Annotated in this window: 21 protein-coding genes; 1 reads left to right on the forward strand and 20 read right to left on the reverse strand. The window is 35.0% G+C overall.

The genetic code is table 11. The features are described from left to right. Position 1: 1 nt before the first annotated feature. The 19 genes from C8E03_RS08150 to C8E03_RS08240 form a co-directional block, all read right to left on the reverse strand. Positions 2-736, reverse strand: a complete 735-nt coding sequence (locus C8E03_RS08150; protein ID WP_094377028.1) for an ABC transporter permease — start codon at positions 734-736, stop codon at positions 2-4. Continuing rightward, positions 729-1703 carry an ABC transporter ATP-binding protein gene (locus C8E03_RS08155; protein WP_456298597.1) on the reverse strand — a complete coding sequence of 325 codons (975 nt, stop codon included), beginning with the start codon at positions 1701-1703 and terminating at the stop codon, positions 729-731. The genes C8E03_RS08150 and C8E03_RS08155 overlap by 8 nt, the downstream gene beginning before the upstream one ends. Positions 1704-1910: 207 nt before the next feature. After that, positions 1911-2999 carry a radical SAM protein gene (locus C8E03_RS08160; RefSeq protein ID WP_094377030.1) on the reverse strand — a complete coding sequence of 363 codons (1089 nt, stop codon included), beginning with the start codon at positions 2997-2999 and terminating at the stop codon, positions 1911-1913. A 66-nt stretch (positions 3000-3065) separates the two neighbouring features. After that, complete coding sequence (locus C8E03_RS08165) at positions 3066-3968, reverse strand: sensor histidine kinase (RefSeq protein WP_110290769.1); 903 nt, start codon at positions 3966-3968, stop codon at positions 3066-3068. Further along, entirely contained in the window at positions 3965-4678 is a 714-nt protein-coding gene (locus C8E03_RS08170; RefSeq protein ID WP_094377032.1) for a response regulator transcription factor, read from the reverse strand. The genes C8E03_RS08165 and C8E03_RS08170 overlap by 4 nt, the downstream gene beginning before the upstream one ends. A gap of 521 nt (positions 4679-5199) precedes the next feature. After that, positions 5200-5622 (reverse strand): Hsp20/alpha crystallin family protein, encoded by a 423-nt coding sequence (locus tag C8E03_RS08175; RefSeq protein WP_094377033.1) that lies wholly within the window; start codon positions 5620-5622, stop codon positions 5200-5202. Between the two features lie 565 nt (positions 5623-6187). Then, complete coding sequence (locus tag C8E03_RS08180; protein WP_110290770.1) at positions 6188-7936, reverse strand: glycoside hydrolase family 35 protein; 1749 nt, start codon at positions 7934-7936, stop codon at positions 6188-6190. 130 nt (positions 7937-8066) lie between these two features. Then, the gene (locus C8E03_RS08185; RefSeq protein WP_110290771.1) at positions 8067-9668 is read right to left on the reverse strand and encodes an ABC transporter substrate-binding protein; all 1602 of its coding nucleotides are present in this window, start codon (positions 9666-9668) and stop codon (positions 8067-8069) included. Positions 9669-9715: 47 nt separating this feature from the next. Then, entirely contained in the window at positions 9716-10612 is an 897-nt protein-coding gene (locus C8E03_RS08190; protein WP_094377036.1) for a carbohydrate ABC transporter permease, read from the reverse strand. Between the two features lie 13 nt (positions 10613-10625). Beyond that, complete coding sequence (locus C8E03_RS08195) at positions 10626-11579, reverse strand: ABC transporter permease (RefSeq protein ID WP_094377037.1); 954 nt, start codon at positions 11577-11579, stop codon at positions 10626-10628. Positions 11580-12220: 641 nt separating this feature from the next. Next, entirely contained in the window at positions 12221-13258 is a 1038-nt protein-coding gene (locus C8E03_RS08200; protein ID WP_094376926.1) for a LacI family DNA-binding transcriptional regulator, read from the reverse strand. 229 nt (positions 13259-13487) lie between these two features. Then, positions 13488-14255, reverse strand: a complete 768-nt coding sequence (locus tag C8E03_RS08205; protein WP_242993449.1) for a zf-HC2 domain-containing protein — start codon at positions 14253-14255, stop codon at positions 13488-13490. Beyond that, the gene (locus tag C8E03_RS08210) at positions 14252-14743 is read right to left on the reverse strand and encodes an RNA polymerase sigma factor (protein ID WP_094376928.1); all 492 of its coding nucleotides are present in this window, start codon (positions 14741-14743) and stop codon (positions 14252-14254) included. Before C8E03_RS08210 ends, C8E03_RS08205 begins: the two co-directional genes overlap by 4 nt. A 395-nt stretch (positions 14744-15138) precedes the next feature. After that, complete coding sequence (locus C8E03_RS08215) at positions 15139-15903, reverse strand: amino acid ABC transporter ATP-binding protein (RefSeq protein ID WP_094376929.1); 765 nt, start codon at positions 15901-15903, stop codon at positions 15139-15141. A 12-nt stretch (positions 15904-15915) separates the two neighbouring features. Further along, on the reverse strand, positions 15916-16566 hold the full coding sequence (locus tag C8E03_RS08220; protein ID WP_094376930.1) for an amino acid ABC transporter permease: 651 nt from the start codon (positions 16564-16566) through the stop codon (positions 15916-15918). A 5-nt stretch (positions 16567-16571) separates the two neighbouring features. Beyond that, positions 16572-17369: an amino acid ABC transporter substrate-binding protein gene (locus tag C8E03_RS08225; protein WP_094376931.1), complete on the reverse strand. Its 798-nt coding sequence runs from the start codon at positions 17367-17369 to the stop codon at positions 16572-16574. 196 nt (positions 17370-17565) lie between these two features. Then, entirely contained in the window at positions 17566-18222 is a 657-nt protein-coding gene (locus C8E03_RS08230; protein WP_110290772.1) for an ABC-2 transporter permease, read from the reverse strand. Beyond that, complete coding sequence (locus C8E03_RS08235) at positions 18209-19078, reverse strand: ABC transporter ATP-binding protein (protein WP_094376933.1); 870 nt, start codon at positions 19076-19078, stop codon at positions 18209-18211. The genes C8E03_RS08230 and C8E03_RS08235 overlap by 14 nt, the downstream gene beginning before the upstream one ends. Then, positions 19075-19458, reverse strand: coding sequence for a GntR family transcriptional regulator (locus tag C8E03_RS08240; protein WP_110290773.1), 384 nt, complete (start codon positions 19456-19458; stop codon positions 19075-19077). Before C8E03_RS08240 ends, C8E03_RS08235 begins: the two co-directional genes overlap by 4 nt. Before the next feature lie 171 nt (positions 19459-19629). On the opposite strand from C8E03_RS08240, the gene C8E03_RS08245 reads away from it, so the two are divergent. Then, the gene (locus tag C8E03_RS08245; protein ID WP_094376935.1) at positions 19630-20148 is read left to right on the forward strand and encodes a hypothetical protein; all 519 of its coding nucleotides are present in this window, start codon (positions 19630-19632) and stop codon (positions 20146-20148) included. A gap of 104 nt (positions 20149-20252) precedes the next feature. Here the strand turns inward: C8E03_RS08245 and C8E03_RS08250 are convergent, their stop codons facing one another. Further along, complete coding sequence (locus C8E03_RS08250; protein WP_094376936.1) at positions 20253-21470, reverse strand: restriction endonuclease; 1218 nt, start codon at positions 21468-21470, stop codon at positions 20253-20255. Positions 21471-21473: the final 3 nt, after the last annotated feature.

A 21473-nucleotide genomic window follows, 5' to 3' on the forward strand; every position in this document is an offset into this window, starting at 1 on the left:
CCTACTTTACATCGTTTTTTTCAAAATACCAAAAGCTAAGCACCATACCAGCAACCGAAGTAAAAATGAGAATAGCAATCACAATTTCCTTTGGATATGCTGGGTCTAGACCTTTCGTTGCAAGCAGATAAGACGCCGACCAAGGAAACAAGGAGGCATAGCTTTCATTTGATAATGCTGCATTCACCATTAATATAGTTGCAGATGTAATAACCGGTACTACAATTCCTTTTGTAAGGATGCTAAGATAAATAAGAGGGGTTAATGTAAATACCAGTATGGTTGTAGCATATATATTTTCCCATAGGCTCTTTGCTAAAACCACAATACTAAAGCCTGCTGCACCGCATATGCAGCTTATAATAAGACAAAAAATCCACGACAAAACAGACAAAAGCACACACCAAATTAGGAGAACTATAAACTTACTAATTAACAAGGCATGCCTTGACACAGGAATTGTAAGTATCATTTTAAGTGTGTTCTCGGTGTATTCACGGCTGTACAAGAATGCCGTAAATACGGTATATACTACTAGTCCAAAAATCAAAATCATATAAAAATTTGAATGAGAAAATAAAGTGTAGTACGTAAATTGAAAGTCTGGTTTATCCGAGCTTTCCTTTAATATTTCTACAAAAAGCATAAAAGGAGTAACCATCGCTCCCAATACACTAACAAGCAACATTTTAGAATTTTTTAACTTCATCCATTCACACTGTAATAAACTAACCAATCTTTTCACCTCCAATTAAGTCCTTAAAGTAATCCTCTAGTTTTTGTTCACTTAAATGTATGGAAAAAACTTTGATTTCATTTTCTACAAAAACTTGATTGATATCTGCTCGAATTTCAAAAGACTGAAAAAGTTGAATGCTGTTTTGGCCATTGACACAATAGTCCTTTATATGAAATATTTCTTCTAAAATAAGACACGCCTTATAAGAATCTGAAACCACAAATTCAACGTACTGCCGATTTCTTTTGTGAAGTGTCTCCATCGTTGCTTCTTCTACCATTTCACCATCATGAAGTATTCCGATGACATCGGCTATCTGCTCTATTTCACTTATAATATGACTGGAAATAAAAATAGTCGTTCCTGTTTCATGGCACAGCCTTTCCAGATAATTTCTAATCAGCACGATGCCAACCGGATCAAGTCCATTAATAGGTTCATCCAGAATAAGTAGCTTTGGCTCATGCATGATAGCTGCTGCAATACCAAGACGTTGCTTCATTCCAAGTGAATAATCAGCAAATATTTTGTTTGACTCCTTTTCAAGCCCTACAATTTCAAGTGCATCTTTCATACTTTCTTTTTTATGTGTACCACGAAGCTTTGCCAAAATCTTAAGATTTTGCTCCCCTGTCAGATTTCCATAAAATCCCGGTGCTTCAATCAGTGATCCTACTTTATGATACATTTTATACTTATTTTTGTGAATGGATTCTCCAAACAGCAAAATCTCGCCCTCTGTAGGTACTGCCAAATTGAGCATCATTCTCATAATAGTAGTCTTCCCTGCACCATTTCTTCCCAATAAACCATAGATTTTACCTCGTGGTACTTTAATATCTAATTCTTTGACAGCAAACCTTTCTTTATACTTCTTTGTCAATTTTCTCATTTCGATTACATAATCTGTATCCTGCATTACTTCATCACCTCCAAAATCTATTATAGTCTGCCATACTGACACAACACTTACTCAAATCTTACTTTTTTCTTACTTAAGAACTTAATTTGCATCACGAAAAACCACTCGCAACTTGCTATTTCAACGTATTAATTCTTTTAGTAAAAATTCAAAATATATTCTAATACATAAAAAGACCAAATACCCAAAATTCCTCGTTAGATATTTAGTCCTCTCCAATAACTTTATTAATCCTATCTATTACCGATCTTATGACAACAACTTTTCTACCGTTTCTTTTCGTTCAAACAATACGCAGCCTCCTGCATGCTCCTCAAGCAGTACATCTTCTTCCTGTAAGCGTCGAAACAATCTTGAGTTCATAGCTTCTCTTAGCGAAGTATCTTTAACGTTGATATCCGAATATGGCGAAAATGGACAAGGCTCGGCACTACCATTTGAGCTAATATGAAAAAAACCTCTTCCGGCTGCCAAACATCCTCCTGATGTTTTCTCATCTCCCGGAAATGATACAAATACCATATCCTCATAATTTTCTCTGATTTCACACAAAATCTTTCTTAAATATTCTCTTTCCTCATCGCCTGGTGCTAATTCTTTCGCTTCGTTTGTTACCGGTACAAACTCTACATAAATAACCACCTTGCATCCCAGTTCATAAAGATAATCCAGAAAGTCCTTAGAAGTCACCTCTTTTAAATTAGCAGTAGTTACCGTAACGGAAGCTCCAAATAAAATGCCGTTATCCTTTAATAGCTGCATCGTATTTACGAGGTTCTGAAATACTCCATTTCCCCTTCTTTTATCTGTTTCTTCTTCTTTTCCCTCAATGCTTAATACAGGAAGTAAATTTCTATTCTTATCAAAAAGTTCTATGTAAGTATCTTGAATTAAAGTACCATTTGTAAAAATAGGAAATAAAATCTCTGAGACTGTTGCTGCTGCATCTAATACATCTTTTCTTATCAAAGGTTCTCCGCCTGCTAACAGAATAAATCCAATTCCCATATTCTTCGCTTCATGAAAAATGGAAAGCCACTCTTGATTCGATAACTGCGATATTACCTTTTCATCATGACATGCGTGATTTGCTCTGGCGTAGCAGCCTGCACAATGAAGATTACACTGACTGGTAATACTGGCAATCAAGAATGGAGGTACATGCTCTCCCCGTTTTTCTGACTTTCTCCTAAGCTCAGAAGATTTTTTACTGGCTATGGCATATTTAGCCATAAAAATACTTTCTCTGGGATTTGAGAAAGATGCTTTTAGTGCACCTTTTACAATGTTCTCCACCCCTTTCGTCATATATTGTTCCAGATTAAACTCTTTTTTCATTCAAAACCCCTTTCTAATTTCACATATTAATTGAAATTCTCTATGTCCATTCAAGTTCAATTAGTATCATTCAATGGAACGTGGAAATGTTACTGTAAATACCGTTGATTGACCTTGAATACTCCTGACTATTATACTACCTAACATCATTTCGGTTAACTGCTTTGCAATACATAATCCAAGTCCACTGCTTTTTTGGCTTCTTGCACTGTTTCCCTTATATAAACGCTCGAATACATGCTCTAATTGTTCACTTGGTATGCCAATTCCATCATCTTCAAATATAATAGCAATCTGGTTCTCCTGCTGCTCAATGCTAAGCTGCATCCTACGGCACTCACTATGCTCTACAATATTTTGAAAAATATTATTTACAATTCTTGTATAAGCTCCTTGATCAATAGTGACAAAATACTCCTGATCTAAGATAGATGTCTCACAACAAATCTCACTCTTTTCCAGTATTGGCAGCCATGTAATAAGAATTTGTCTTGTCAGTTCACAAACATCGATGCTTTCATAGTAAAGCTTCATTTCATTTGAACTAATTTTAAACCAATCAAATAAAATATCTACAAGCTCCTTAATATCACATGACTTCTTTCTGGCAATCTGAATATATCTCTGCTTTTCTTCCCCCTCCACAACGCCTTGCGAAAGTGCCTCCAAATATCCCATTAACGATGTTAGAGGCGTTCTTACATCATGGGAAAGACTTGTCAAAAGCTCTTTATTTGCCTGTTCCATTCGATTCATCTTGCAGATAGCTTCCTGATGCCGTTGCTCTACCTCATTCAATTCAAGAGCTATTAAAGAAAGGTTACAATTTCCCTTTACAAACAGCTTTTGATAATGGTTTTGATTCATTCCTTTCACTGCCTCTAAAAGCTCTTTTTGCTTTTTATGCATTGAAACAAGATGCAATAAAAGTCCAAGGCTCAGACATACTAATACCAATACCCAAATCATAACTTCTTTCCTTTTCCAAATTTATATCCGACTCCCCATACAGTCTGTATATAGGCTGGATTTTCTATGTCGGGCTCTATTTTCTTACGAAGTCGACGGATGTGCACCATAATATTATTATCATCAAAAGCATACTCCTCATTCCATACCTGATTATAAATTTGTTTCTTCGTAAATACCCTGCCTGCATTTTCGGCTAAAAAATAAAGCAGGTCAAACTCCTTTGCCGTAAGCTGTATGAGCCTGTCTTCTACTATTACCTCTCTTGTTGCTCTGGAAATCGACAAGCGGTCAAACTCCAGCCTGTCAAAGTCTTGATCAGGCGAAGCAAGATAAGTATATCTTCGGATCAGAGACTGCACTCTGGCTACGAACTCGTTCATACTAAAGGGCTTTGTTAGATAATCATCTGCTCCCATTCGTAGTCCTGATACCTTATCAACCTCACTATCCTTTGCAGTAAGCATAAGCACAGGTACATTACTTTCTTTTCTAAGTTCACTTAATACCTCAAAGCCATTTTTCCCAGGCAGCATAATATCAAGAACCACAAGCTGATAATCGTTGTCTAAACTCTTCTTAAGCCCCTCCTCACCATTATGCATAAGACAAACCTCATACTGATTTAACTCCAGATATTTTCTAATTAGTTCACATAATTGCACATCATCATCTATGACAAGTATTCTATGTTTCCCAGCTTTCTGCATGTAATTACCCCTTTATAAATCTTTTTTGATATTCCTCTAATTGAATATTAAACCGCTTTGCTTTTTCCTGATTGAAAAGCAATGAAAAACTTTCCGCCAAGCAAGACTGCAACGATAATTTTCACTTGCTATTTTATTTTTACCCTCATAAGCTCTTTTCTAATACAAATCCTTGCTATTTAGCTCTTCACTTTGCATTAAATAGTGATTATAATAATTTAATATTACTGCATTCATGGTTTGAATGCAACCAGCGCTGTCAATTTTTCCTTTTTCAAGAAAGGAAACCTTCTTCATAAGTGCTGTTGTATCAATGCACAAAAGAGGTACTTAATTCCATTGCTGGCTAATTCTAAATAGGTGGAGTCTTAAGACTAATAGTACAACTCTTTTTATTTACACGAGTATGAGAAAAATTCTGCACTTGCAAAAACTCCCTTCCAGATAAACAGCTTATGCTATTTACTAAAAGGGAGCTTTCATTCACATATTTAATTTATCGTTGATTTGACACAACTTCATTATTCAATCGCTATATAATTCGTCTTTTCTTCAATACCTGTAATTTCCTTGGGAACTGCCAGGCGAAGAATGCCATCCTTAAATGCTGCCTGAATATCCTCTTGCTTTACTTGATTTCCTACATAAAAGCTTCTCTTACAGCTTCCACTGTAGCGTTCTCTTCTAACGTAGTTGCCTTCCTCATCCTTTTCATCCTTAGTTTCATTATGATTAGCTGTAACTGTCAGATAACCATCTTTTAACTCGGCTTGAATATCCTCTTTGGCATAACCGGGCAATTCCATATCAATTAGATAATTGCCGTCCTTTTCCTGTACATCCGTTTTCATCATCTGCGAATGGTCAAACCACGTTGGTGAAGAAAAAAATGGATCATTAAACATTTCATCAAATAAATTATTCACTCTGTTTGCCAGTAACATAGGTCATACCTCCTAAATTATTTAAATTTTTGTTGTTATAGTTGTTATATATATTATATAACACCATTTTTATAATGTGTCAAGTGATTTTTAAAATTTTTTTCAGCATCATTGATATTAGCCTATTTGCTTTTTAAAAAAAATCGATTTAATATAAAATTGTTTAAAAGAATCGTAATCATTAAAATCCAAAACGTATGTATATGTAGCTGACATAATAAGGGTATGGCTATTACTGATAAGAAAACAAAACATATACAATAAAGAATAAAATTTATTATTTTTTTAGATAATTTCATATTTACAAACCTTTCTTTGTGCTATACTAATAGTTAACTATATTTTTAGTGGTTTGTATACATTTTTTTTCTACAATTTAGTTCTTTTTTCTATTTTTTAGTTATCCGTTGCTATTTTACAAATCGTCACTCTTAATTCCATTGTCAATCGTTTACCATTTGCTATACTACATATCCAAAGATAGCACTGTGAAACCAAAGTTAAACTAAAGTTAGGGGTGTCGAATTGATCGACACCCCTCGTATGCTATTTAGGCCGGCTCTTATTAACCTAAATCAGGAATTGATTTTAACGAAATTTTATCCAAAACTATGCCATCCGTTTCAAATACAATTATTTTATTCATTCCGATTTTGATAAATGGTGCCGGAATATAGAGACGTCTTTGCGGTCCTTTCTCCCAAAATCGCCCAATATTATGTTCATTTACAAATACGCAGCCCTTTCCCCACCCTTCTAATTCAAGGAATGTGTCACCTGCTTCATCTGCTGTAAATTCGAACTCATAAAAGGCAGGTGTATTTTCTATATATTCCTTATCAAAATTTAGCTGCTCTAAATTTGTAAGCGGAAGCGGATAATGCGTCCAGTTGGAATGAAGCATTCCATTGAAAGCAACTCCTTTTCTGATGCCCTTATGCTGTTCTTCCAGTCGTACACCGTAATTTACCCTTCCCATATTTTCCACTAAAATATCTAGTGTTACTGTATCCTCTTGTACTTCAAAATCAAATTCCTTGTCAAGTTCTAAATTATAACGTATTCCTACTTTTTTTTGATTTGAAAATAGAATAGCACGATCTCCTGCTTCTAATATCCTGCATTTTTCTATCTGTTTTCCCCTGTGTAAGCTGGTGCGATACATGGTATAACCATAGTTTTGCCCTAACTGCTCCATTGATAGCGTACAAGGATGTGTAATACTTTTGCTGATATCCTCCAATACAGAAAATAAGCTTACTTTTCTTTTTACAAATAAATCTCCATACGATTTTCTTTGAATTGTAGTGCTAAATTTCACTTTGGGTATTTTTGTATACTTTGAAATTACTTTCTGAAATTCAAAATATTTCTTTGTCAACTGTCCATCCTCGGTTATAACCGCATCATAGTCATAGGAGGTAACGTCTGCCTCTAATTTATCGTAGAAATTTGAACCATTCATAAAGCCGAAATTGGTTCCGCCATGAAACATGTAAATATTCACATGACCCAGCAAAAGCATATCATCTAAATCCTTTAAATTTTCATTGAGATTTGAGGTATTATGCTTGCCGCATTCCCATGCATCAAACCACCCGATCCAAAATTCCATGCACATGAAAGGTCTGTTTCCAATTACTTTCTTCATTACCTCAAATCGTTCTGTGGTTCGTGAACCAAAGTTACCCATTGGCAGGACACCCGGCAGACCACCATCTCTTAAGGTTTGTTCCATTGGACCATCCGAGGTTACAAAGGGGACAACTGCTCCATACTTTTCCATAAGCCCTTTTAATGTTAGAAGATATTCTTTATCGTCTCCATAGTAACCATATTCATTTTCTATCTGCATCATAATGATAGGACCACCATAGTTCACCTGCAAAGGGGTCAGAATTTGAAATAATTTCTTATAATATCGATCTACACAGTCCATAAATGGCAATGTATTGGTGCGAAGCCGCATCCCTTCTTTGTTTAAGAGCCATGCCGGCATACCGCCAAATTCCCATTCTGCACAAATAAAAGGTGCTGGTCTTACAATAACCCAAAGCCCTAATTCCTGTGCAAGTTCTATAAAATGCCTTAAATCAGAGAAACCTTCAAAGCAAAACTCTCCCTCAGTCGGCTCATGTACATTCCAGGCTACGTATGTTTCAACCGTATTACATCCTAATGACTTTAGCTTTTCAAGCCGATCTTTCCAATATTCAGGGACTACACGAAAATAATGAATCCCTCCTGATATAATTTTTATTTTCTCTCCGTCTAAATAAAAATCTTCTTTTATTTCAAAATTATGTGCCACCATTCTAGTCCTCCGCCTTTTTCTAAATTTAATTAGGAAGCATTTTCTTTAGACATCTTCTACCAGTAAAGACTGGCACAAAATGTTTCTCTATTGCACCAGTCTTTTCTTTATGAATCCAATTTTATTCTGCTTATTTCGATGCGTTTAATTGTGTCTGCACTTCGTTTAATACTTCCTCATAACCAGCAGCTTTTAGTTTTTCTCTAAATTCAGCTACCATAGCCTTTGGATCGTCTACCTTTCCAAATGCAATTCTTGGTATATAGCTTGCACAAACATCTGCCATGGCTGCTATCTGTGTTGATACATTCGTTGTGTCGAATACAAATTTTCCATATGGATAATCAATTGCATAAGTATTATAATTTGAATACATATCAGCAGAACCTTTATAATACCGGGCATTTACCAACTCCAAATCATCATTACGACCGCACCAAAAATTAGACTCTAATGCGTCAATTGACTGATCCCATCCATCTGGCCGGTCAAGCTCTCCTGCGTCGTTGATTATGTAATCTGAACCTTCAATTCCATAATTAATGTAGCGGTAGCATTCCTCATCATTACGTAATAAATCATATACCATTAATGCTCTCTGCGCATGTTTCGAGTTAGCACCAACTGCTAAAGATCCATGTGTAATACTTGTTTTAACCAAATTCTTGCTTGGCTCTGAAAAAGAATAAAATTGAGCTTCTGAGCCTGGCAGCTTAATATCCATATTGGGTCTGTCATCTGTTACGTAGGTCTGTGTATGATGCTGCTCTGCACCGGAAGCACCCGCTTTCAGTAATTCTCTGGTATCTCCGTCGTAGTTAAGTACGTCTTCTCTCCAATACCCTGCATCAGCCCATTCTTTCATCATAAGTGCAAATTCTTCAAAAGTAGTTCCTACCATATAAGGGGAAGTTACTGTATAAGCATCATCCTTTGAAGTTCCGTAGAATAAAGTGGATAATCCAATTGGAATCCCTTCAATTAGAATATTATCTGTATTTGACTGTATGTAACCGGATGCCAATGCATTTCCATTTGCCGCTGTACCTGACACATCCCAAGGAATAACATTCTCTTTATTATCCTTGACATACTGAAAATATTTACCTAAATCAGTAAAATTGTTAATGGCAGCAAGATTGGCTTCTTTTGCCCAGTCACCTCTGTAAATAATACCATGATTTGTATATTGTGTGTAATGATTTTCCGGTATCAAATAAATTTCTCCGTCGTAGCTGCATTTCTCCCATTCTTCTGCGGTTACGGATGCATAGGTTTGAGGTGCATAAGTTTTAAGCATATCTTCTGATAAAGGCATAAAAGAACCTTTTTTTACATTTGGCCAAGCATCTAACCAGTCTGTTGCGGTTGTAATCAAATCAATGGAATCATCTCCGCTTGCCAAAAGCAGATTATACTGTGTCTGCCAGTCAGCCCATTCTACATATTGAAGGTCTAGCTCTGCATTTACTTTTTCCGTTAACACAGCATTGAGCTTCTCAAGCATAGCCTCTAATCTTCCATTGGTTGGACGGTTTCCAAGTACAACGAATTTTACCGTTACATGCTCAGAGGTATCAATATCACTGTTTTCAGTCGTTTGTGCTGTTGTAGATGAATTTGTACTCAGATTTGTACTTGTGTCTTCTGTTTCACTGCCGCATGCCACAAAGCTAAGCAGCATTGCGCCAGTCAAAATGACTGCCAATAACTTTTTTACTAATTTTTTCATATTTTCCCATATCCTTTCTTGTTTTTATGTGAATTCAAAACGAATTATCACCCTTTCACTGCTCCCACTGTGATACCGGAAATAAAATACTTCTGTACAAATGGATAAAGTAAAATAATAGGTCCTGTAGCCAATACCGCGGTTGCCATTTTAAGTGACTGTGTCGGTATTGTACCGGGATTTACATTGGAGCCGGCCAGTGAGTTCTTTAATGCTGCCGCCTGTGTTATGATTCGATACAAATAGTACTGAAGCGGATAGTACTTGATACTGGAAGAGGAGGATAAATATAGCATGGAATTGTACCACTCGTTCCAATACCCCAGTGCAAGAAACAGGCCGATGGTTGCTAAGGCCGGTTTTAGCATTGGTAATATTAAGGCTGTAAATATTTTAAAGTCTCCTGCTCCATCTATTTTTCCTGATTCGGTTATTTCAAACGGAACTGATTTGGCAAAATTCTTCATCAGCACAATGAGCCACGGTGTCATTAGCAATTGTAAAAATACGGAAAGATAGCTTCCTTTTAAGTGCAAATACTTGGTAATCCAAAGATAAGTAGGTGCCAATCCCGCAGAAAACAATGTTGTAAAGTAGATGAAAAATGAAATAACATTACGAAACGGAAAGTCTTTTCGTTGCAGACAGTAGCCTGTCATTGCAATAATAAATAATCCAAAAGCAGTTCCAAAAACAGTCATTGTAATCGTAACGACATAAGAGCCAATTATCATTTTAGGTACTTTAAAAATTAACGCATAGGCTGACGTTGTAAAGCCTTTTGGTATCAACCCGATTCCAGTCTGATTAATCATCGTCTCATTACTAAATGAGGCTGATATCATTAACAGAAAAGGCAGCAGACAAGCTAATGCAAATAAACCAATCAGTATGTAAGCGATTGTATGTACTAATATTGTTATATTATCATTCTTAATTTTCATTGTGATACCCCCCTTAAAACAATGCATAATCTTTATCAATCTTACGTACAATCCAGTTGCTAACCATAACGACTACAAATCCAAAGAAAGATTGATAAAGTCCTACTGCCGATGCATTCGGGAAGTTAAAGTTATTCATTAAAGTTCGATATACATAGGTTTCAACGATATCTGTATAGGGCCAAAGTGTTGCATTCGAGGAACCTACCAGATTATAGAACAAGCCAAAGTTTCCTTTCATTATGCCTCCGATGGCAAACAGGAACAAAATAATGATGGTTGGCTTTAAGCTTGGTAAGATAATGTAGCGTATTTTAGCCAAAATGTTAGCACCGTCTACCTGTGCAGCTTCTATCATTTCTGCATCAATTCCACAAATAGCTGCAAAATAGACAATGGATCCATAGCCTGTTTGCTGCCATAACTGAGCTAAAACAATAATAACCGGCCATACCTTAGGTGTTTGATAAACGCTGATTGGGTTTTTGCCAAAAAATTTGGTTAAGGTAGTTAAGAATCCAAATTCATAATTAAGAATATTAAAGGCCAACAGACCTACTAATACTGCGGATATGAAGTATGGCAAAAACATAACTGTCTGTGAAACCTTTCGAAATGCTTTATTTTTTATTTCATTCAACAATATTGCTATCGTAATTTGCAAAATGTTTCCTAAAATAATAAAAGCCAGATTATATAGAATCGTATTTCTAGTCAAAAGCCATAAGCTGCCAGAATTGAGCAAGAATTTAAAATTGTCAAAACCAACAAACTCACTTTTAAATATTCCTGCTTTATAGTTAAAATTTGTAAATGCAATATATGCACCCGGTAACGGACAATAGAAAAATACAATAAAAAATGCAATCGCCGGCAAACACATAAGAAGTAACGTTTTACTATCTGTTATTTTTTTCCAATGTGATTTCTTAATTACTTGTTTTTGTCCATTTTTTGATTTTTTCATTTTTAATCACCTCTTTGTTTTTGAAATCGGTTTCATTGAAATTTATAAAATACCTTAATAATCTTGCATGATAGGTTAACTCTTATTAAAATGCTTATTTTTTTCTAAACAACGTAAAAGTATATGTATTATATACATTTTCAACAATTTATTGATTCTTGAAACCCATTTCATAATCAATATTATATACATCAATTCTAGTATTGTCAACGACTATATTAATTTTTTTATTTATTATGTATATATATTCTGACTATTCATATCTTTATATATCAATTTTTAACTATAAAGAGTATTATTTTTTAGATTTTATACGATAAAAATGTCTTATTTTAAGAAATAACAATAATTTTTAGCAATCGGTTTCAACAATCTTTGAACAAACATTTTTTTATTAAACAAAGCAGACAAGTCCGCATCAGCTCCCTAGTCTCTCACTCATGAGGGACTTGACCGCTTTGACGCGCCGAATGCTGTTACGCAGTGACATTTTCCACTTGCATTCGTGCGCATTGTGTTTTTATTTCATAGAAATCATAACTTTTATTCGTTACAACAGTAAGGTCTTTGCTATGAAATAAAAAAAGAACCTATACAATATGCCTTTATTCTTAAGACGTTTTGTCGGTTCCTTTTTTATCTTATTGATTAATATTTATACAAGATTCCTTGATCACAAGTTTTGATTCAATCAGACTAATTCGTGCTACATCTTCACCCTTAATTGCACCTACAGCAGTTTCAATTATCTTCTGTCCGAATTTCTCATAGTTATAATCGATTCCGGTTAACCGCGGAATCGTCAGGTCTGATAAAAATGTATTATCAAAGCTTACCACAGAAATATCCTGTGGAATAGACATACCTCTTTGCGTAATAGCACGAATAATTCCTACCGCTGTAAAATCGTTAATCGCCATGATTGCCGATGGCAAGTCACCAAGCTCAAACAATTGCTGCATGCCATTGTAGCCTCCACTGTCATCGTAATTGTTGCCTTCAATAATATATTCTTCCCGATATTTGATTCCGTACCGGCTCAGCACCTGCTTAAAGCGAAATTGTTTTTCTACTGTACTCTTTACATCTTTGCTTCCTCCGATTAGAGCAATTTCCTTATGACCACTTGATATTAGATATTCCAACATAATTTCCATGGACTTACCCTCATCCAGATTGACCTGATAGCAGTCTGCACCGTCTAATTTGCCTGTAATGATAATAGGAATTTTATTTGCAATCCGATTTACACGTTCTACATAATTGCTGTCCGATATCAGTTCATCCACTCGTCCGCCAATCTGTACGATGGCCTCCACTCGCTGACTTTCAAGATTCTCCAACTGCAAATCTTCCAGTTGCTTTATATTAAGTGAATTACATAAAACAACTCGATATCCATATTCATTTGCCGCTTTCTCACATTCCACAAATAAAGTGGCATAAAATGGATTTCGAATATCTGATGCTATAATACCAATTACATTACTTTTGGTTTCACTTAAGCCTCTTGCTAATGCGTTTGGTTTATAATCATATTTTTCAATCAGGCGTTCTACTTTTTCTTTTTTTTCCTTGCTCACATTCGCATTACTTGTCAATACTCTCGAAACAGTAGAAACTGAAACTCCCGCTTCTTTGGCTATATCATATATAGTGACTTGTTTTCTAATATCCATTTCTGCTCCTTATTTGTAGATAGCAATCTATTGAAATAGTTTTATTCCTTATTATCTAAATACATTTTCCAACATATTTTGCCTTTTAGCAAGACCTATTTTTACAAAACAGGTTCTTCTTAGGGTGATTCAGATCTCTTATTGAAATCGGTTTCATTAATTAAATTATACGTTGCTCTTTTCTAAAAGTCAATCATCAAAAACAATTGTATTAAACGTCTTTTCCCCTCTATTTCATCTCTTTGTTCTTTCTGATATAGCCTATCAAGAAGCAGCAAAAAGCGCATGCAATATATATGACTACATTGATCCAATTATACCTTATCGTTAAGACTTTCCAGATTGACATTTTTAGAGCTATGCTATTATTCAGTAAAGAACCTGCTGATGCTAACAGAAGTGTAATTCCTATAAAGTTCCATATACTTAGTCTTGCAGTATGTCTTATTATTATGACAACCCACAAAATCACTAACCATATGATAGCAATTGGCAATTCATAACTTAAAAACCAGTTAAAAGGTCTTGCCGCGTAGTTTGAATTTACTATATATTCAATCCCATACAGCAAAGGAATTAGCAATACACTAAGTACTGCAATAACTTTTATCATTTTGCTGCTACTACTCAACTGTGCTGTTAATAGTCCTGCACCCACATAAGCGATTGCGATTGCTACAATAAAAGACCAAGTCAATTTATGATTTATGGCTATATCAACGATAAGGGAAGTGATCAGACCAACTCCTAAAATTGCTGAAAAAATGCCCTTTAACAGATACATTTGTTTTGTTTTACTTAAATATTTCTTCATATCCAGCATATCTGGTATTGTGTCCGCATGTACCTCTGACAAAAGCTCATCACGCTCTCTTGCACAAGATGGGCATTCTTTAAAATGTTGCTCTAATATTTCATTTGTTTTACTGCTGGTTAATTTTTCTATATAATTAGGGAGTAAATCCTTAACTACTTCACAATTAATATCCTGTTTCATTCTTCTTTCCATCCTTTCACTATTTTTTGTTTTCCCCTATAAAAAGTTACTCTTGCCCAGTTCTCTGTTTTACCCAGTATTTCACCTATCTGTGCAAAGCTTAATTCGCCGGTAAGTCTTAAGTACATCACTTCTCTGGTGATATCGTCCAATTGATGTAAGAGCTTAAACAATTCTACCTTTTCTAACCTCATTAAATACTGATATTCTAGATTCTCTTCTGACCGGACTTCTTCAATCTCATCTAGAGGTAGTAATTGTTTCTTTCTCCTGTTTAGCTCTTTAAACCATAATCTCTTTCCAATTTTGCAAAGCCATACGGAAATCTTACATTCACCCCTAAATTTACTGATTCCTTTCGCCGCTTCATAAAAAGTTTCCTGCATCAATTCTTCTGCTAAATAAGTGTCATGGGTTAAGCAGAATAGATATTTATAAACATAAGAAGCATTTTCTTCATAGATTTGTTCCAACTTCTGCTTATCCATTCATTCACCTCCTCAATAGGTTAGTGCATTATTTTCTTCTTTCGTTACAAAATATTATATATTTTATTAAAATGTGTCTGCCCGCAGACACTCACCCGCTTGAGCAGATTGCGAAGCAATTAAATTCCTTTTTGCGAGATGCGCATCGTGTTTTTATTTCATAGGAATCAATACATTATCGCAACGAGATATTGTAGAGTAGGTCAGAGGTAGCAAGACCTCTTTCCCCTCATCAAACCGTACGTGAGGTTTTCCAGTTTGACTATATGGCTCACTGGCGATTACCATAATCGGACTTGCACCGACTGGTGTGGTCCAGCTTCGCTGGACACGCTCCTATGTAATAAAAATAACCACATCTAACTCTTATGAGTTGTATGTGGCTATCCTATTTATTATCCCAAGTTATGATACTGACCCAGGAATTCTTTGGTTCTTTGATTGGTAGATTGAAACATCTGCTTTGGTGTAGTTTCCTCTACAATGACTCCCTGATCCATAAAAATCATACGGTTTGAAACATCCTTCGCAAAATTCATTTCATGTGTCACTATTACCATCGTCATCTTTTCTTTTGCAAGTTCTTTAATTACCTTTAATATTTCTCCGGTCAACTCGGGATCGAGTGCAGAAGTGGGTTCATCAAAGAATAAAATCTTTGGATTCATCGCTAAAGCTCTTGCTATGGATACTCTTTGCTGTTGCCCTCCTGATAATTGGCAAGGGTAATAGTCTGCACGATCAGTCAATCCCATTTTATCCAATAGCTTTATCGCCTCGTCGTATACTTCTTCTTTGTTACGCTTTTGAACATGAATTGGTGCATCTGTAATATTTTTTATAACAGAATAATGTGGAAATAAATTAAAGTTCTGAAACACCAATCCAAAATACTGCTGAATCTTCTTTAGGTCATTGGTCTTGGCATATATGGTCTTTCCATCTACATCTTCTGCTGCTTTTTCTCCTAGATAAATCAAATCACCGGAATTCATAGTCTCTAATAAGGTCGCACAGCGAAGAAGCGTCGATTTACCCGATCCTGATGGACCAATAATGGATACCACCTCTCCTTCTTCAACTGACAAGCTAATATCCTTAAGCACTTCATTTCCATCAAAGCTTTTTTTCACATGATTCATTTCCAATAACTTTTTCATTTTGTGCCCCTCCTAACGATAATAACTCATTTTCTTTTCCCAAAGCTCCATCAGACCTGCAACAGCAAAGTTAAAGACATAGTAAAATACCGCTGCCGCAACAAATGGTACCATGCTCTTTTGCGAGGCTGCAATCGACTTTGCTATTGTAAACATCTCTGCATAAGCAATTGAAAAAGCAAGAGAGGTATCCTTTACCAATGTGATTACTTCATTAGTAACCGATGGCAGAATTCTTTTTATCACCTGAGGTAAAATAATCTTAAAAAATGTCTGCGCCCTATTATATCCAAGAACCTTTGCTGCTTCATATTGTCCGTTTGGCATTGATTCAATTCCACCTCTGAAAATCTCCGCAAAATAAGCGGCATAATTAATCGCAAAAGCAATAATAACTGCGTAAGCACGGTAGGAAGAGGATATTGAAATTCCCAATATGTAATAAGGTCCAAAATACACTACCAAAAGCTGTAGCATTAATGGTGTTCCTCTCATAATAGAGATATACATTTTGGTTATATTGCGAAGCAGAAACTGTTTTGACATACGTCCAAAAGATAGAATAAGTCCAAAAGGCAGAGAAAAAATTAAAGTCATAACGAATATCAATATAGTTGTAACCATTCCGGTGCTTAGCTGACTAAGCATAACTGATAAGCTCATTTATCCTACTCTCCTAATATACATACATCATAACCAAAATACTTGTCTGAGATTTTAGCAAAGGTTCCATCCTTTACCATTTCCATTAGTGCCGCTTCTACTTCATCTCTTAACTCTTCATTCCCCTTTAAGAAACCTATACCGTACTGCTCACTGGAAATTTGTTCCTCTAATACCGTAAATTTATCTTCTTTTCCCTGTAGCTGATACTTTGCAACACCGATATCAATTCCGATTGCATTTACAGCTCCCGATTCCAAATCCATAAATGCCGTATTGTATTGATCTACTGTTAAAAACTGCCCAAAGGATGCAAGCAAATCAGTATGATTTTCATCCTCTAATGCTGTTTGTGCAGAGGATTCCTTTTGTACCTCAACCACCTTGCCTGCTAAATCTGCAAATGATGTGATTCCTGAATCTGCCTTTACTATAAATACCTGAGAATTATCCATATAGGGTTTACTCCAGGTATAGTCATCCTCTCTCCCGTTAATTGTGAAACCATTCCAGATACAATCAATGGTACCTGACTCCAGTTCCATATCCTTTGCATCCCAATCAATTGGCTGAAGCGAAATTTCTTTTCCCATACGCTTCGCACATTCGGTTGCTAATTCTATATCAAAGCCTGTAAATTCTCCGTCATCACCAACGTAACCAAATGGTGGAAAATCCTGATCAAATCCCACAGTCAGGGTATTACTGCTTGCACTGTCCTTTGTTTCTTTGCTGCTATTTCCACATGCAGTCATGGAAAATATCATTCCCACTGATAGTATAACTGCTACTATTTTCTTCATACAATATCTCCTCCTGTTTTATATGGTAACATGTTATTACGCTGCCATAATAAAGTACTCATATAAACTAACACATTTGGAGTCAATTTGTCAATTATAATGGGATAAATTCAAAAAATTCCCGGGCAATATTTTATAAAATGAATAAATTTATGATGCAACCACTTTACTGCCTATTGAATTGCTTATTTTGATTTCAGATAGTGTCCTTTTTCTCTACAATGAAAGCAGAAATGGTCATACTAACTATGCATATAATACTTCCGCTAAATAGTATGGCAGTGCTACCCAGTAAGGAATGGTTTGCAAACCATTGCATATCTAGTTCTGTATATTGATTAATCATCTTTAAGAAATAACTTAATCCAAAAAGCATAATAAAACCTGGCGTCATCATAATAATCCCTGCTAACTGCTGACTTTTTATTTTACCTAACATATAAAAGATAGTATACTGAATGGAATAAAAAATCAAACCAATGCCCAAGCAGCCTAAAGTAGCAACTATTGCAAGCCTTGGAATTTTTTGAAAAAATATTGAATAGATACCTAAATCAATCCAGCTTAAGATAAAGGCTGCTATTTGTAACATAAAACCATAAAAATAACGGCCAACAACTCGATTCTTCTTGGAACCCGGGAGCATATTGACAAAGCCAACTTCTGCTGTTTGTTCCTGTACAAACGGCTGTATTGAAATTACAACAGCGAAAAAATATATATAATAAATAACACTTAATGAACTATCTGAAATTTTCATAAGCCACAGATTCCACGCAGCCATTACCAAAAAAATTATAACCTGTAATCTGCTTTTCATAAAATCTACAAAAGAAAATTTAATTGCCTGCATAAGTCATCTCTCCGTTCTTAATAATGTGAAGTACAATCTGATCAATACTTGGTTTTTCATAAACGAATCGGCTGCCAAATTCAGTTGCATCATCTGCCGATATAATTGCTTCAAAGCCAAAATCTCCGTTTATTTTTCCAATCAGTTTCGATCTTAAACTTTGATTTATTTCATTTTCTGCACCCTTAATTAACAAATATTGGTCAATCAACTCTTCTTTCGAAGCCTTGAATTGCATCTTGCCCTCATTAATGAAAATAATATAATCCGCAATCTGCTCTAAATCACTCAATATATGAGTAGAAAACAGAATACTCTTTTCTCCGTCTTCTATATAAGCCTGCAGAATTTTTAAAACATCATTTCTCACAACCGGATCCAAACCGTTTGTAGCTTCATCCAATATTAGTAATTTCGTATCTCTCGACAACACTGAAGCAAACATTAATTTCACTTTCATACCTCTTGAATATTCTGCAATTTTCTTCTTTTCCGGAAGTTTCCATTCCTCTACTAATTGGTTGAATTTATCGACTTGAAAGGTTGAAAAGAATTTCGTCATGATGAGTCTGATATCTTTTAGCTTAAATTCCTTCGGAAAATAAAATTCATCTCCTACATAGCCAATCATTTCTTTATAAGAAATGGGATTTTGAGCATAAGTCATTCCATCTATTCTAACTTCCCCCTTATCTGCATTTGATAATTGTGTAATTAAATTAATCGTGGTGGTCTTACCTGCTCCATTTTGTCCTATATATCCCATGATATAACCTTTCGGCAAGGAAAATGTTATATCATGAAGCTGAAAACCTGAATAACTCTTATACAAACCTTTTACTTCCAATAAATTCATTCTTCCATCATTCCTTTCCATATTTGTGATATCAAATTATGTACTTGTGCTTCCGTCATTTCTATTCTTTTCGCAGTTTCAACAGCAGTGAATAATCCTTGCTCGATGCGCACAAGATATTGTTCCTTTAAAATTTTATTTTCTTTGGATAAAACAATACTTCCTTTTCCCTGCATAGAAGAAATATATCCTTCCTTTTCTAAATCGTTATATGCTCGGGTAGTCGTTATTACACTGACTCCAATTTCTTTCGCAAGCATACGAATTGAGGGTAATACCGTTCCTTCTAATATCTGCCCATTTAAGATCTGTTCTTTTATTTGTTCTTTTATTTGAGCATATATTGGTAACTCAGATTGATTTGATACTAATATTTTCAAATTTTACCTCCATGTATTCCTAAAAAGCTCATACTGTATATATTTAATTATATACAGTATGAGCTTTTTGTCAATCAGTTTTTAATGATTCATAAATTTTTCTTTCTTGACACTCAAAGTTCTTAGCGGTTACAATGGAAATCAAATAGGAATGTATTTGGGAGGTATGAGATGAAAGAGAACCATGTTAAATTATACAACTTAATTTTTCCAATATGGATTTTATGGCTGATCCCCACTACTTGGGTTGTAGTACTGCCTTTGAATTTTATAATAGATATGACTGTTGTTATGTTAACTATGAAACATTTGAAAATTCAAAATATGAAAAAAAATGTAAAGTCTGTTATACTAAAAGTCTGGATATTTGGTTTTATTGCGGATTTTATTGGTACACTATTAATGTTTAGTGCTATTTTAATCGATTTTAATTACGAAACTCCCTTTGGCAAGTGGTGGTATGATAATATTTCTTCAGCGGTCAGTTATGATCCATTCAAAAGTATTTTTGCTTTATTATGGGTAACAATTAGTATAGTCATAACGGCATTTTTTATTTATTTGTTTAATTATAAAATATGTTTCAAAAAGTCAAATCTTGGTGACTATCAGAAAAAAAAGATATCATTAGCACTTGCCGTCTTTACAGCTCCCTACTTGTTTTATCTTCCTACGGCTTGGTTTTACTAGAAGAGAATAAAGTGCCTTTTCTATCTTTTCTAATACTTATTTATATAACTCTGATAGTTAGCCGTCAGAGTCATATAAAGGTATTCAACTATGTTGGCCTTAAGCTATTGATAAAATACTTCGATTAGATTAAGCAGTCCATCAAAATCCATATCCGCTATGCCACTAAATGCTTCGGTATGAAAGCCAGTATTTAGCACCATTTGCAGTGTATTAAAATCATATATGACCGGTTCATCTCTCTTTCCAAGCAGGTTTTCTCGTATGGATTCTATCTTTGCCAACAAACACAAACGCTGATATTTTTGATCAATATATTGTGTATTGTTGTTTGGATGTGCATAGGTAAAATGCTGCGTCGGTGTCAAAGCAATTAAGTCCTCCATACAGTCTGCAAGTGCGGGAAATTCACTTACAGAAAACATATGATGCATCTGCGTTGCCGTATCCAAAAGATGTCTTTCTTCTTTTAACTCTGTTTTTCCATCGCGATACCGGTCATTGAATCTTCTAAGATTACGTTTGGTTTTATTGATTCGATAGCTCGTCATATAATCTTCATTTGGCTTTGGTAAAGTGCTTTCGTATTCAATTCGTGGCATATTTTTTGGTTTTGCAGATATAACGTCACGCCAATTCCTCTGGTTATACATAATCATATCCTGTGTAATTATATCCTTCGATATACGCCCTCCTACCGTTCCATACTTTTTGTATTTGCAGGCAAGGGGATTTAGAACCTTCGTAAAAATTCGTCCACACTCTGTTTCACCATTGATTGGCGTATTTTGTATAATAAAGCTAATATAGGCATCTCTTAATTGTTTAAAACTGGTTTTATCCTGCTTTTGAAAGAATTGTTCAAAATATCTGTATATTCCACTGTCTTTTAATACTTTCTCAATATAGAGAGTAAGAAACTGTAAGCTGTTTCGATCTCGATAGCTGATATATTCCAAAAGTTCACGATTTATTACCGTATATTGATATCCACGCCCGCTTTTTACGCCACGAATGATTCCTGCTGCATCCAGTAACTTTATTGGCTGACCAAAATATTTATCATATTCATTTCTTGCCTTTTCGGTGGGGTTTGGCTTACTGAATATCTGCTGTACATTTTGGGCAGTATAATCGCTGTACCATATATCGTTTACCGTAAATAATCGGTTAAAGTCTCCGCTTGTAAACTCCAGTATGCAATCTGAAATAATGCTGACAACATCCATCGTACACTTTTGGTCAATCCATCTTCCGTTTTGCGTGATTTTGATATCGTAATTATGTTGGTCTAAAAAATTCTGTATTGCTTGTTCATTCATTCC

Source organism: Lachnotalea glycerini (genome assembly GCF_003201285.1).
Taxonomy (GTDB): Bacteria; Bacillota; Clostridia; order Lachnospirales; family Lachnospiraceae; genus Lachnotalea; species Lachnotalea glycerini.

Coding starts and splice junctions, on each gene's coding strand:
- C8E03_RS08160 (WP_094377030.1), bottom strand. CDS start 2,999: ATGAAAAAAGAGTTTAATCTGGAACAATATATGACGAAAGGGGTGGAG.
- C8E03_RS08165 (WP_110290769.1), bottom strand. CDS start 3,968: ATGATTTGGGTATTGGTATTAGTATGTCTGAGCCTTGGACTTTTATTG.
- C8E03_RS08170 (WP_094377032.1), bottom strand. CDS start 4,678: ATGCAGAAAGCTGGGAAACATAGAATACTTGTCATAGATGATGATGTG.
- C8E03_RS08175 (WP_094377033.1), bottom strand. CDS start 5,622: ATGTTACTGGCAAACAGAGTGAATAATTTATTTGATGAAATGTTTAAT.
- C8E03_RS08180 (WP_110290770.1), bottom strand. CDS start 7,936: ATGGTGGCACATAATTTTGAAATAAAAGAAGATTTTTATTTAGACGGA.
- C8E03_RS08185 (WP_110290771.1), bottom strand. CDS start 9,668: ATGAAAAAATTAGTAAAAAAGTTATTGGCAGTCATTTTGACTGGCGCA.
- C8E03_RS08190 (WP_094377036.1), bottom strand. CDS start 10,612: ATGAAAATTAAGAATGATAATATAACAATATTAGTACATACAATCGCT.
- C8E03_RS08195 (WP_094377037.1), bottom strand. CDS start 11,579: ATGAAAAAATCAAAAAATGGACAAAAACAAGTAATTAAGAAATCACAT.
- C8E03_RS08200 (WP_094376926.1), bottom strand. CDS start 13,258: ATGGATATTAGAAAACAAGTCACTATATATGATATAGCCAAAGAAGCG.
- C8E03_RS08205 (WP_242993449.1), bottom strand. CDS start 14,255: ATGAAACAGGATATTAATTGTGAAGTAGTTAAGGATTTACTCCCTAAT.
- C8E03_RS08210 (WP_094376928.1), bottom strand. CDS start 14,743: ATGGATAAGCAGAAGTTGGAACAAATCTATGAAGAAAATGCTTCTTAT.
- C8E03_RS08215 (WP_094376929.1), bottom strand. CDS start 15,903: ATGAAAAAGTTATTGGAAATGAATCATGTGAAAAAAAGCTTTGATGGA.
- C8E03_RS08220 (WP_094376930.1), bottom strand. CDS start 16,566: ATGAGCTTATCAGTTATGCTTAGTCAGCTAAGCACCGGAATGGTTACA.
- C8E03_RS08225 (WP_094376931.1), bottom strand. CDS start 17,369: ATGAAGAAAATAGTAGCAGTTATACTATCAGTGGGAATGATATTTTCC.
- C8E03_RS08230 (WP_110290772.1), bottom strand. CDS start 18,222: ATGCAGGCAATTAAATTTTCTTTTGTAGATTTTATGAAAAGCAGATTA.
- C8E03_RS08235 (WP_094376933.1), bottom strand. CDS start 19,078: ATGAATTTATTGGAAGTAAAAGGTTTGTATAAGAGTTATTCAGGTTTT.
- C8E03_RS08245 (WP_094376935.1), top strand. CDS start 19,630: ATGAAAGAGAACCATGTTAAATTATACAACTTAATTTTTCCAATATGG.
- C8E03_RS08250 (WP_094376936.1), bottom strand. CDS start 21,470: ATGAATGAACAAGCAATACAGAATTTTTTAGACCAACATAATTACGAT.